Source organism: Microscilla marina ATCC 23134 (genome assembly GCF_000169175.1).
GTDB classification, from domain to species: Bacteria; Bacteroidota; Bacteroidia; order Cytophagales; family Microscillaceae; genus Microscilla; species Microscilla marina.
The window spans coordinates 19,671-33,047 of sequence record NZ_AAWS01000035.1 but is presented as its reverse complement, the minus strand read 5'-3'; the positions used below and the strand labels follow the sequence as shown (position 1 = coordinate 33,047).

The window sequence follows — 13,377 nt, the reverse complement described above, 5'->3', positions numbered from 1 at the left end:
CTTCATTTATGTGGCTTGCCATAAACAGTCATTAAATCATAATTTTATGCATAAGAAAACCCAAGACCAGGATCATCAAAACACGGATGTTGTTCAACAAAAACAACAGAATCAAGGCAATAAAACTATCCAAAGCAAACAGGGTAGTCAACCAACCATTCAGGCAAAGCAACGCCCGGTTAACTCAAAACAAGACCCTGTTAGCACACAACAACAACCAATACAGCGAAAGCCAAAGTCAAGAGGTATAGCCAATACCATGGGCGAACAATATGGTGTAGATACTTCTTCTTTGAACATCAATCATAACTCTTCGTTTCCTGGAACAGTAAATGCCGAAGCGACCATTCAAGGCAATAAAATTGATTTTGCTCCCGGAAAAGACTCTGAGCACAACATCAAACACGAGGTAGGCCATTTTATTACCAACGAAAAACGTGGAACTCCACCCAAAGCTGATGCTTTTGTAAACGGACAACCAATCAATACTACTGACGAAAAGGCTGCGGATAAGATTGCGGATGCACCTTTGCAGCGCAAAACTGACACAAGCTTTAGCAACCAAAACAGTCAAAGTAATACTCCTTCGAGCTCACCAGCTCCTATCCAACGCCTAAAAGATGATGATAGTAATATAAACATCAGCGATTTGAGTTATGGGCAAGCCCATACTTACCTTACACAGGTACGAGAAAAAGCAATCAATGGCGAAGCTCACCCCAACCTTACAGTAAGTGACACAGACCTTGCCCTGTTGCAAGCCAGGGTAGATACTACGGGAGCAGATGTTACCACGCTACGCTGTGTAGAAGGCGAGTTTGTACAAGCTACTGCCGATCAGGAAGTTGACTTTGTAGGCATGAGTAGTTGTATGGCAATTACCTGTATTATGCAGGATGGTTCAAAAATAGCGGCTCATGACGCCCTCGAGAATCGGGTGCCTGGGGGTGGAGCAGTGGCAAAACTAGCCGTATTGGTAGAACAACACGAGAGTACAGTAAACAATGTAAAGGCGGTAGGCATTGGTTCTTGTTGGGGACCTCATATGGAAACAAGCCAGCAGTTGATAGACTCTATAGTAATGCCAGAACACTTTGATGGTGATGTAGAGGCATATAAAAACCTAAAACTCAGAGCGGCAAGCATTGAAAGTAATAAAGATGATTTTATCCAATACCTGGAAGATTCGCTGGGTAATAATGCTACTTTTAAAGACATAGGAAGAGGAGGACCAAAAATATTGGCAAATGGCGATTTGTATTACTATGACAAAGAAGAATATTATAAAGAATTAATTAACAAGGAGGCTTACGATTTGTTTGAGTTAACTTGGACACCAGTAGACGTAGCAGATGTAAAAGAAGCTGTTCGTACTGCATTTGCAGGTGAGGGAGTGTATGAAGCCAACTACTTTGATCAAATATGTCAACAAAATAAACTAACTCTTGAAAGTATGATAAAATTCACCTAAAACAAAAAACTATTTTAATAATGCTGGTAGTTCTACACAAACTCCAGCATTATTTTTATTTTTCATTTTCATCTCTCCCACTAATACACCATCCACTTTTTTCAAGCCAAGAACTTATTCAAGCTTGGCGATTTGTATCTTCACTTTTCATTATTGCCCAATCAAAGGTACCTCGTTTACAGTGCCGTTGTAGTCTCCTTTACTTTGGCTGTGTAGGTTAGACACTGTATGAAACTTGTTTTGGTCTGTTCGAGGTTGAATAGAAATAGCGCTGGACTTTAGCTGTAGGGTGTCTTGGTTAAACACCACCATCGCCAGTTTGTTTTGCCCGCTGGCAGCGTCTGAATGATAATTAAAATCTTGGGTAAGTTTTTCTACATAACAAGTGAGCGAATCCTGCGAAGTAAAGTAGAGCTTAAAAACGTGGGTATTACCACTTAAGGGTTGAATGTAGGCGGTAGATACTTGATACTTCACCAATGGTCCGTCGTTTTGTTTGGTAATATCTCCGTTGGCTTGGTTGGCTTCTGCCAAATCAGACGCACTAATAGTCCAGTTGGTAGTAGTGGGGGCAGCGGTTTCTTTTTTCTTACAACTTACCCAGCATAGCATTGTCAACAAAATAGTGGGCATGATCGATAACTTTTTCATTGTAGTAGTCATTTTAAATACTGTTTCACAGGAGTATTGTTCTGATCGTTCAACTGATTTACTGGGCAATGGGTTGTATTTCACTAGGCAAAACACTGCCTAAAACCCAATCTTTTTCTTCTTATTCGCATCGCCATAACCTCGTTCTTCGTGGCTGAATATCTCGGCAAGCGTCATTTCTTTGGCCTTTGCATCTGCCCCCAGGTTGCCCATCAACACCGCAGCTTTTTCGCCCTTCAAGGGTTTAAAATCGTAATAGGCAATCATTCGTCCCTTGCGCAACAATGCCTTGTCTATTTTCTCAATGCTGGTGTTGAAAGTACAGATAATTTTGATGTTGAGGTAATCGCTAAAAAGCCCATCGGTGAGTTGCAAAATGGTAGATACTACCGAATTGGCGTTGGATTGCTCACGGGTAATGATCACTTTTTCGGCATCTTCGATGATGAGCACTGCGTTTTTGTGGTTGAGCAAAAACGACACAAAATCGGGACGGAGCAATTCATTGACAAACTCGTTTTGGATAAAAATAAACGCTTGTCCCGGATGCTTGGTAATCAAGCCTTTAATGTAAGAGGTTTTGCCTGTGCCAGGGTCGCCATGGAGCAATATCAACCCAGCTCGATCGGCGGTCAAGGACTCCATGATGGTTTCGTGTACCTCTTGAAAATCGTCGTTGTAGAGTTCGCCAATGTTGAGGTCAAAGTCTTTGGTTTTTACATCTTCGGTAAAGAAAGAATTGCCATCTTTTGACAATACCTTGAATACAGGTCCTCGCTCTTCGCCAAAGGTGGTTCTAATGGCGTGATTGGTGGCAGTGATCCACTCTTCTACGTGGCGATTGGCAGCCTCATACAAAAAGTCTACTGCCAGGCGGTCACCGTCTAAATCAACTGATACCAGCAGTTTTTCTTGCTTGCTTTTGAACATCTGTTGATAAATAAAATCTTTAGAGAAGTCGGCATTCTTGGCATCTTCGGTATTCCAGTTTTTATAAATTACCTCAAGGTCAAACCTGTCAGTATCAATCAACCGAAGCACTTGATCCATGTGTTCTTTGGTTTCTTTCATGGGTAACCTTAACGCAAGCACCGAAGGCAGCGTATCGAAACACACGGTAAAATAAGCGTGTTTGTTAAAATCTTTGTACGAATCGTAGGCGTCTATTAATGTAGGCATTTTTTCAATTAATTTTTTGTCAAATACATAAGCCCAGTTCATGGCAAAATGAATTGGGCTTATTTTTTAATGATTATAATAATTTTAACTCGCTTTTGCTTCTGGCTTATCGTTCACTTGAATTTTGTATTTTCTAGTCAAAGTTTGCATCATATTTTGCATAACATTCACAAGTTCATTGATCATCTCTGGCGGCAAGTTATGAGCAATTTCAGGAGTCAATTTAAAAGATACCGAAGGAACTGGTGGCTCGATGTCTAAGAGTTGAACATCAAGTACCCTTTCTAAGTCAATCAAGGTATCTACCGTAAAATTGTGGGTTCCGCTCAACCAACGCGTAACCATAGAGGCGTTAGACTGTCCCATTGCTTTCATTAAGTCTTTTTTCTTCCAACCTTTGGCTTTTAACCCCTCATCTAGCTTGGTAGCCAACTGCATTTTTCTTGTAATCTTTGTTTCTTCTTCAGGAGAGACTGAATCTAATAAATCATCAATCAACTCACTTTTATGTATTTTAGCTTGTTTCTTCATCATCTTCAAAGTTTAAGTCTCCATAGAAATCAAAGTTATTGTTTATATAAGGATGATGCTTTATAGAATTATCCAAGATCACGCAGATTCAAGGTATATTTTATACAATGTAAACTTCTATGTGATATAGCCTATTTATACTAAGCCCAAGGCTTGAGCTCTTTGTCCAAGCCAATCACTAATTTCTTTAACATAGTCACTCCAGCAGGGTGATTCAAAAAGTTTATCGGCGACTTTATTTAATCCTACTTGATAGTCTTCATATCCCAATTGAGTTATAATTTGGTCAACAAAATCATGCTTATCACGTACTGCATTTATTTGCCTCGCAGCCTTGACTATTTCATCATCGTCATCACTTATCTCTTTCAATTTGTTATGTACAAATTGTTCAGGTGAGAATCCGTCTGGAATACAGTATTGTCTAATGCATTTTAATGCGTTCGTTCTTTTTTCATCTGCATCTTGCTCACTTCCAGTAAAATGCTTTTTCATTTGCTTAGTTTTTTCGTCTTCAGTTTGATACTTGTCTCCATCAAGTAGAATTAAGGTGTTATCTAAATTATCTCCTTTAAGATATAAACCTGTTGCTAATGGAAAGCTATTCTGAATAGCCCCATATATCTTAATTGAACAATGCCTTCTGACATTTAGATTTTCCACTACTTTACGTACAATAGCTTCTGATAGAGAATCTTCAACAAATATTTCTAAAATTCGTTCTTGTTTTCCTGTGAGCCTAGCCATACAATCTGGTTTTGAATTATCAAAACATATTGTACCTCCTTGTGTTTGATGGATATGTCTAATATTGATCTTATCCATTTTTGCTACCTCTTCTCTATGGCTTGTGAAAACTATTTGTATGTTTTGTTTTTTAGCCTGTTCTAACAATACTTCAAGTAGTCTATTTAATGCATCTGTGTGTAGTGTTAATCCAACTTCATCTATTACAATCAAGGAATATTTATCAGCTTTAAATAGAACTTCTAAAATTTTAAAAACTCTTTGTTCTCCAGCTCCCATTGCTAGTGATGAGTAAGATATATTATCATAACAAACTCCTTTGAATACTTTTTTTTTGAAGTCGTGTGAATTATATTTTTGGTAACTTCGGTTTAAAATAAACTCTGCCTTCTGTTTTATATTCTGTGATGACTTATCATTTAACTCCTTTGTTGTAAACGTTATCAATGTTTCCGATTTTTCTTTTTCTATTTCTGGTACGCAGGTATCAAGCCCTATAAAGTAAACATCTCTTTCAGGTCTATCTGTGTATCTTGGTTTCCAGCGTTTATTTTTGGTATATTCACGTTTTACATGTTTACGTTCTATTTTACCTTGCCTATATGAATGTATTATATCAAAACTACTACCATTATAATTTGTATGAGTTGTAGGAGTAAATAATTTGCGAGGGTTATAATCTATTCTGTGAGGATTTTCTTTTGTTGGTTGATATACACATAAAATAGAATATATAATAGTAGATTTTCCACTACCATTAGGGCCAAATATACCTGTTATAGGATGTGGTTCTAAGTTTAATGTAAAATTTGAGAGATTTTTTAATTGTTTATACTTAATTTCATGAAGGATTTGTTGTGAAATCATAGTCTTTGAATTAAGGATTTATATATAGGAGTGTATGAAGTCTTGTAATCATCTGATAATAAGCATTTTGCAAGGTTAAAGTGAACAAAAACAAGGTTATTTTCACTTTTAAAAGGTGGCGTATACGCTCATGTTTACTCTTTGCTAGGGCGACCACAAGGGTTGCCCCTACAATTAACACCTTGATTTATATGTAAATACCTGTATATCAAGGATTTTAAAAACTTCGTACAATCCTAATTTATATATTTTAAAATTTGTTATACAACTTTATAAGATAAAAAAAAGCTTTGTGCTACACTCTACAGTTTTACTATTAGTCAATTATCTTTCTAATACCTCAAACTCACCTCCTTGCCGTCATAATCTACCGTGATGGTGCGGTTGACAAAGGCGGGGTTTTGGATAAACAAATGCCCCAAGGGAGCAATGATGAGGCGCTCTATTTCACGCTGTAGGGGGCGGGCACCGTATTTAGGATCAAAACCCTCTTCGCCAATGTGTTCTATCAGATTTTTGGTAAACTGTAGCTTGATATTACGTTGCTTGAGTCCATCCCGTTTTTGAATCTCGTCTAATTCTTTGCGGGTAATCGATAAAATGGTTTCTTTTTCGAGGGGATTGAACACCAAAATGGCATCTACCCTATTATAAAACTCTGGACGGAAAAACGCACGCACGTTTGATTCAAAATCGTGCCCCTGGTAACTTCTAAAACCCAGAGAACTACGAGTAGTGGCGCCCAGGTTAGAGGTCATAATAATGATGGTATTGCGAAAGTCAGTCAAACGCCCAGCAGCATCGAGCAAAATACCCTCGTCAAGCACCGTAAGCAAAGCATCGAATATCAACGGATTGGCTTTTTCTATCTCATCGAGCAACAACACCGAGAAGGGTTTTTGCCGCACATGTTGGATGAGTTTACCCTGAGAGCCAATCAAACGATAGATTTGCGAAGGGTGTTGAAACTCACTCATATCCAGCCTAATCAATGGTTCATAGGCTTGCCCTTTGCCAAAAAAGTAAGACGAGATTGCCTTTACCGTGGCGGTTTTTCCTACCCCAGTAGGTCCCGCAAAAATCATTGTTGCCACGGGCTTGTTAGGATCGTTGATCCCGGCTTTAAACACCTTGATGATGTCACTCACCTTGTCTACCACGTGGTCTTGCCCTTTTATTTTTTCCTTAAAAAAATCTTTCAACTCTACCTCGTTCAAAAACAAATCGTCGCGCAACAGAAAATCGGGGATACCGCTTTGGCGGGTAAAGTTGTCTATGATTTGGGGCAAGTCTATGGTCAACTCTTTGTCTTGCATGGCTTTGTTGGCGCAAGTCATCAGAAATCGAATGGCTTTGCCCGGAAAACTCTCATATTTGATAAAACGATCGAGCAGTACATACGCCATTTCCTGGGCTTTTGGGGTAAACGCTACACTGTAGCGCTTGTTGATGTATTGATTAAAATACTCAAATAATTTCAGGGTAGTTTGGGTATCCATTTCGTCTACCTTCAGTATACGAAAGTGCTCGATAAACCCAGGAATCATGCGGCGCATCACTTCCAACTCTTCGGGGGTTACTTCGCTCACCATACGCAACTTGCCTCGCCGGATAAACGAGGTAAGAAATGCCGCCACTGAGTCTTCGGGACCTTCGCCCCCAGTGAGGGCAAGCATCACAAAACTCTCCAGCCACAAAATACCACGGGCACCCTCCAGTTGATACACCATGTCTTCGCATATCAGCTGCCACTCGCCCAGGTACTTTGCCTTAGAAGTAATGCGGCTGGGCGTAGTACGCCAAAAAGAATTACGCTCAAAAAAATCTTTAGACTTTTGCTGGCTGGTAACCTTGCGAATGGCCTCGTGAATAACGGCGCTTTTGCCTACCCCGCTTTTGCCCACCAATAACACATTGGTTTTTTCGGCAATCATAATATTGATGAGGTGGTCTATGGTTTCGCCCCGTTCCCAGGCAGCATCAGGGGTGCCTTTACGGTTTTCTTTGCGCGAGTAGGGCAACTTTTCGGCAATGCCATTGAGCAGTTTAAACTGCTTATAGTCTCCACTTTGTGACTTTTCTTTTTTGCGTTTGGGTATTTTTACCTTTACCTGTTCCAGCCAGGGAGTAGCAGGTATTAGCAAGTTATAAATATCATCGGGGGTAAGGGCATGAAAAGTATCGCGAGAGAAGTGCTCTACCAGGCGATCGAGGTCTTTTTCATTATAGAAATAAAAGTTTTTGTGCAGCAAGGGCAAAAAACATTCATAATAGCCCGATTCGTTGCTGCCATATACCGCATCTATTTTTACCTCCAGGGTTTCTTTTACTGGGTAAATACGGTCACTCTCCTGGTAGTGGGGTCTTATGTCCATAGAGATGGTTTTGATGCGGGTACTGCCAATTTCGGGCTCATAAAACCAACTATCTTTCATTTGTTTTTCTATATATTCAGAAAACGATGCCTTGAGGCTTTTTACATCGTCAGCAACCACTTGCTGGCTGTAGCCCAATAATTGCCCAAAAATGGCGCCGCTGGTAAGTTGCCAGCAAACCAGTGGATATTCTAAGATTTTCATAAGTGTTCAGGTTGGTGTTTTTATATTTGATCAGAAAGGCAAGATAATATTTTATTATGAAATGGTTATATTGCTCTATTGTTTTATGGCTTTACCGCTCACAAAACAACACTGAAAACCAACGACTATGGGCTATGATTGCACCATTTGGTGGCTTACTCAAAAAAAACTCTCTGTATATATAGGCTTCATATACTTGTTTTCGTTTTTCAACCATTCCTTCACTTGCAAAAAACCAAAAATACCGTTTGGCTTATCTACTTCGCAGGCAAACGTTCTTTGTAAAAGACAACCATAGCAAGGGCAACCCCTTGCTACTCAACCCCGTATAAAATACTACTAACTAATAAGTGATCAAATGAAAAAGTCAAGCAACGAACAAACCGCTGCCCAACTATGGGCAATATTTAACCCCAATAAAGAGGAGTTATTTTGGAGCAAGTATGAACTTGTGCTCCAGGGCAAAGCAGTCAACCTGCCCCCACAAGAAAAACTCACCCCTCCCCCAACAACTACACCTGTGCCTAATGCGCTGCCTCAAGCACCACGGCTTTACTCACATGGTTATCATAACATAAGAAATGCCCTCACTATCTTTATTATTCTATTTTTGGTGGTGTCAGTAGTAGCTATTATTAACTTCTATAAGTCACCCCTTTATTTAAGAATAAGCGCCCCGGTAGGTGCCTTGCTTTTGCCTTTGTTTTTGGGCAAAATATACAGGTATAAAGCTGATGAGACGGGTTTAATCATCAACAATGTTTTTACCCCTAATAAGCAAAAATTCTTATGGGATGAACTTGAATCGGTAGATATAAGGATAGAAAAAGTATTTACAGAAAATCGCAACCAGTTTCGTTATCACTTTCAGTTGATTATTAGAAGTAAACAGGTAAATAAATACTTTTTGCTCTACTTTCCGTTAAAAGTAAGCGGCACCCAGATCGACGAATACCGTTACCCTTTGCAAAGCGAGCAAGTACAATATTTTGCCCACACTCTGCAACAAAAAATCAGTGACAAACTCACTTTGCCCAGGCAGGAAGTGCTGAAAACTTACGGCACCCCTGCTATGCCCAATCAAGCGATCACTCACTTTGAAAAGGTACCTTTTCTTATTTTCTTAATCCCTAACTTTAGAATGCTGGGGCAACGCCTTGTCTACCTGATAAGCCTGTGGTTGCCTTGGTTTTTATGTGCTGCCAAACTCGCGCTTGTACTTTCGGCGCTGGTATTCATGTTTTTCACTTTTACTCTCCAGTTTTCTCGTTTAGAAAGCCGGGATAATGCCCTTGTCATAAAAAAAATCAGCACCTTTACAGATCGTCACTTTAGTTGGGGCAATATCCATTCAATTACGCTCAAAGCAAAGAAGCAAATGAAAGGTGCTAAGCAAGCAATTGATTACAACTACAGCCTGGTGATAAAAGCGCACCATGTGCATACCGTATTTTTTTATGTTTTTCATTTACGAACAAATACCCGCCAGGTCAAAGACTTTGAATACCCTCTCAGTAAAAAAGGGGCAAAATGGTTATGCAATGACTCGCCAATACAATTAAGGGATAAGTTGAACTTACCTACTCCCAAGGCATTGCAGATGCTGAATAGCTAATACTTAATCCCGCCCTAAATTGGAGATAGGGTGTAGTAAGACAATAAATGATTCAAGGCACTAAAAATAAGCCTCGTTTGCTTTTTGAACTCCAGTAGCTATTGACAGTTTATTGCCAAGTGTTACTTGCCTTCTCACGCCTGTTTAGGGATAAGAAAGTAATTAATTACCCAACTTAAAAAAATGGCATACACACTTGTACTTTGAAACAGTATACTCATTTGCGTCGTGTCTGACCAACAGCGCCTTTCTTTCCGCCGGCGTATGCACTCCTTCGCTAGGGCGACCATTCCGATAAATCGCGAACTTCCATTGCATTACAGCAAGGGTAGCCCCTACAATAAACCTCTTGATTTATGCATAAATGTTTGTATATCAATAATTTTAAAAACTTCGCACAACCCTAATTCCCTATGCCAAAAATAGAAGTCAAGGAAGTTATTTTTTTCGCTTCCCTTAGTTGTTGGTTTGCCTCAAAAAGACCTGAAATGGCTAAAGCAAAACAGTAGAGAAAAACAGCAAAGAATTATACAAGCCTGTGATAATCAAGGCTAAACCCAACCCCAATAAGCGAGCAAAACACTATTTTGTATCACTATAGTACATTTATACTATTTCTTCTGTTAAAAATGTCTTAAGCCCCCTTGTTCTCTTCAATTGTTTACTAACTTAACGCCATAAAAAGGTTTATCAACAGGTAAAATTAACTAACATCAGCATGAGACTTCATTTTTATAGCAAGTTGCGCCTCTTGAGCGCAGCGATGATCACTTTCATGACTTTACAAAGTCAGGCACAAGTCAAACTTCTCAAAGACATTAACCCTACACCGGCAACTTCCAGCCCTGGTGCACTTACCACGTTTAACAACAAGTTATACTTTGCCGCCAGCAACGAGGTATATGGCTCTGAGCTTTGGGTAAGTGATGGTACTAAAGCAGGTACTCAAATACTTAAGGATATTTTTCCGGGTAGCTCATCCAGTAATATCAGTGAATTGGTGGTTTGGAAAAACCATCTTTACTTTTCGGCAAACGATGATACCCACGGCCAAGAACTTTGGACCAGCGATGGTACTACCGAAGGAACCAAAATGTTGAAAGATATTTACCCTGACAGTAAAAATGGCAACCCCACTCACTTGGTAGCATTCAAAGAGCAGCTTTATTTTTATGCCACTCAGGGCAAAGGTACTGAACTATGGGCAACCGATGGCACCGAGGCTAATACCAAGATGATGACCATAATAAAGTCCTCTACAGGCAATATGGACAAGCCTGTTGTGGCAAACAATTTATTGTTTTTTAAAGGAAAAGGAAATGCCTCTGCATTTGATCAGGAACTTTGGGTAAGTGATGGTACTACAGCAGGCACTCGGTTGGTTAAAGATATTAATCCTGGCAACGATGGCAGTTACCTTGACGAGTTTGTAGCCATGGGCAACAAGCTTTACTTCAGGGCAAGTGATGGCACCCACGGTATTGAGCTTTGGGTAAGTGACGGCACCGAAGCAGGCACCAAAATGGTGAAAGACATCAACACCAAAAATGACTTGTCAGGATTTCCTTCCAGTATGATTGTGTTCAACGGAAAGCTTTATTTTAACGCTAATGATTTTTACGATGGCGAAGAGCTTTGGGTAAGCGATGGCACCGAAGCAGGCACCAAGAAACTCAAAGACCTCAGTCCTTACGGTAGCTTTCCGGCTCACCTGACTATTTATCAAAATAAGTTTTACTTCAGTGCCGATAGCGACCAAGGCGAAGAACTTTGGGTAAGTGATGGCACCGAAGCAGGAACCCAACTCCTAAAAGACATCAACACTGGTGCTGCTGACAGCAAACCACGCAATTTTAAGGAATGCAGTGGCTTGCTGTATTTTGTGGCGACCCATGCTACCTATGGCGAAGAGCTCTGGGTAACCGATGGCACTACCGAAAACACCCAATTGGTACACGACATTCAAGCAGACAAACAATCAGGAAAACCTACCCTATTGACTGCCAGCAACAATCAATTATTTTTTGTGGCAGATAACGCTACCCATGGCAAAGAGCTTTGGGTAACCGAAGGTACTACTGCCCACATGGTCAAAGATATTCAACCAAGCACTAATAGTAGTTACCTACAGAAAGGGGCACTACTCAATGAAAAGTACTACTTTACTGCCGATAATGGCACCAATGGGCGAGAACTTTGGGCAACTAATGGTACACCAGCTGGTACTCAATTAGTCAAAAACATTTTTGCAAGAGCCAATCAGGGAAGTACACCAAGCGAAATAACAGTAGTAAACAACCAATTGTACTTTAGGGCAGAGTCTGCCGAAGCGGGCAAAGAACTTTGGGTAAGTGATGGCACCGAAGCTGGAACTAAGCTACTCAAAGACATTAAACCTGGTGCAAACAGTAGTTTTCCCTACAGTTTAGTGACACTAAATAACCGCTTGTATTTTTGGGCAAATACAGAACGTCCTGCCCGACTTTGGACCAGCGATGGCACCGAGGCAGGTACTCAGCTATTGACCAAAAAAGTAGCGCCAGGATACCTTTCGTTTACTCACTTTTTTACTACCTGGAACAAGCATTTTTATTTTTCGGGCAATGACGGTACCCATGGCGACGAACTTTGGGTAAGTGATGGCACCGAAGCAGGTACAAAGATGCTCAAAGATATTTATGTGGGAGCTCACGGCTCTAGCATCGAGGAGTTCAAAGCAGTAGGTAATTTATTGTTTTTTGTGGCCGAAAATGGTCCCAATGGCATCGAGCTCTGGGTAACCGATGGCACCAAAGCAGGTACCCGCCTGGTCAAAGACATTTTCCCTGGTCGTAAATCCAGTTATGTGCTTGATTTGGTGGCACACCAAGGCAAGGTTTACTTTAATGCCCTGGATGACACGCACGGGTTTGAGCTATGGGTAAGCGATGGCACCGAAACGGGCACCAAAATGGTCAAGGATATTTTTCCAGGCTTCTCCAGTGGCGTCATGGCAAAAGCAATATCAATGAATGATCAAATCTACTTCAAAGCAAATGATGGCAGCCACGGAGCCGAACTTTGGGTAAGCGATGGTACCAAAGCCGGAACCAAGCTGTTAAAAGATATTTATCCGGGTGAAACAACAAGTGACATCAAGGAGTTTTGGGTACATCAAAACCGTTTGTATTTTCAGGCAAATGACGGTACCCACGGATCAGAACTTTGGGTAAGCGATGGCACCGAAAAAGGTACTGAAATGGTAGCCGATATTTTATCAGGCATAGGCAGTAGCTCTCCTGCTGACATCGCATCACTCAACAATCAGCTGATATTTAAAGCACGAAACGGCAAGGTAGGCTATGAAGTATTTAGCTATACACCTTCTCGCCTTACGCCTTTGCCTACCCTCTCAGGCAAACCAAAGGTCATTGCCTACCCCAACCCTTCGCCAGGCATATTTTATGTACCTATGGCAGGCAAAAACGGGCAAAAAATAGAAGTGAACCTATACAGTGGCAGTGGCAAAAAACTTTGGCAAAAAGCCATTAAAATACAACAGCAACAATTAGCCATTGATATACAGCACTTACCCACAGGCAAATATTTACTCAAAATGCAAGTAGATGGGCAACTTATTAGTCAATGGATTTTGAAGGAGTAGTTTTTACACATCTCACCCCAGCAAAGCCTCTTAAGCAACCGTACTTAAGAGGCTTTGTTGTTTTTGATTGACTGTATCGTTGCCAAGTAAAAAG

The 13,377-nt window shown here is 40.5% G+C and carries 8 protein-coding genes; 3 read left to right on the top strand and 5 right to left on the bottom strand.

The genetic code is table 11. The features are described from left to right. Nucleotides 1-46 precede the first annotated feature (46 nt). Nucleotides 47-1,471 (top strand): hypothetical protein, encoded by a 1,425-nt coding sequence (locus M23134_RS25535; protein ID WP_045114333.1) that lies wholly within the window; start codon nt 47-49, stop codon nt 1,469-1,471. Between the two features lie 150 nt (nt 1,472-1,621). On the opposite strand, the gene M23134_RS25530 is transcribed toward M23134_RS25535, so the two are convergent. From M23134_RS25530 to M23134_RS25510, 5 genes are all read right to left on the bottom strand, one after another. Next, nucleotides 1,622-2,122, bottom strand: coding sequence for a hypothetical protein (locus M23134_RS25530; protein WP_157558643.1), 501 nt, complete (start codon nt 2,120-2,122; stop codon nt 1,622-1,624). Between the two features lie 99 nt (nt 2,123-2,221). After that, on the bottom strand, nt 2,222-3,301 hold the full coding sequence (locus M23134_RS25525; protein WP_157558642.1) for an AAA family ATPase: 1,080 nt from the start codon (nt 3,299-3,301) through the stop codon (nt 2,222-2,224). An 84-nt stretch (nt 3,302-3,385) separates the two neighbouring features. Next, entirely contained in the window at nt 3,386-3,835 is a 450-nt protein-coding gene (locus tag M23134_RS25520; RefSeq protein WP_002701120.1) for a helix-turn-helix domain-containing protein, read from the bottom strand. Between the two features lie 132 nt (nt 3,836-3,967). Further along, nucleotides 3,968-5,446, bottom strand: coding sequence for an AAA family ATPase (locus M23134_RS25515; protein ID WP_002701119.1), 1,479 nt, complete (start codon nt 5,444-5,446; stop codon nt 3,968-3,970). A gap of 332 nt (nt 5,447-5,778) precedes the next feature. Beyond that, entirely contained in the window at nt 5,779-8,025 is a 2,247-nt protein-coding gene (locus M23134_RS25510; protein WP_002701118.1) for an AAA family ATPase, read from the bottom strand. A gap of 358 nt (nt 8,026-8,383) precedes the next feature. On the opposite strand from M23134_RS25510, the gene M23134_RS25505 reads away from it, so the two are divergent. Next, nucleotides 8,384-9,640: a hypothetical protein gene (locus tag M23134_RS25505; protein WP_002701116.1), complete on the top strand. Its 1,257-nt coding sequence runs from the start codon at nt 8,384-8,386 to the stop codon at nt 9,638-9,640. Between the two features lie 718 nt (nt 9,641-10,358). After that, nucleotides 10,359-13,283: an ELWxxDGT repeat protein gene (locus M23134_RS25500; protein WP_053337386.1), complete on the top strand. Its 2,925-nt coding sequence runs from the start codon at nt 10,359-10,361 to the stop codon at nt 13,281-13,283. Nucleotides 13,284-13,377: the final 94 nt, after the last annotated feature.

Excerpts from the sequence above, each read along its gene's own strand:
- M23134_RS25520 (WP_002701120.1), bottom strand. The coding sequence starts at position 3,835 with ATGATGAAGAAACAAGCTAAAATACATAAAAGTGAGTTGATTGATGAT.
- M23134_RS25500 (WP_053337386.1), top strand. The coding sequence starts at position 10,359 with ATGAGACTTCATTTTTATAGCAAGTTGCGCCTCTTGAGCGCAGCGATG.
- M23134_RS25525 (WP_157558642.1), bottom strand. The coding sequence starts at position 3,301 with ATGCCTACATTAATAGACGCCTACGATTCGTACAAAGATTTTAACAAA.
- M23134_RS25505 (WP_002701116.1), top strand. The coding sequence starts at position 8,384 with ATGAAAAAGTCAAGCAACGAACAAACCGCTGCCCAACTATGGGCAATA.
- M23134_RS25530 (WP_157558643.1), bottom strand. The coding sequence starts at position 2,122 with ATGAAAAAGTTATCGATCATGCCCACTATTTTGTTGACAATGCTATGC.
- M23134_RS25535 (WP_045114333.1), top strand. The coding sequence starts at position 47 with ATGCATAAGAAAACCCAAGACCAGGATCATCAAAACACGGATGTTGTT.
- M23134_RS25515 (WP_002701119.1), bottom strand. The coding sequence starts at position 5,446 with ATGATTTCACAACAAATCCTTCATGAAATTAAGTATAAACAATTAAAA.
- M23134_RS25510 (WP_002701118.1), bottom strand. The coding sequence starts at position 8,025 with ATGAAAATCTTAGAATATCCACTGGTTTGCTGGCAACTTACCAGCGGC.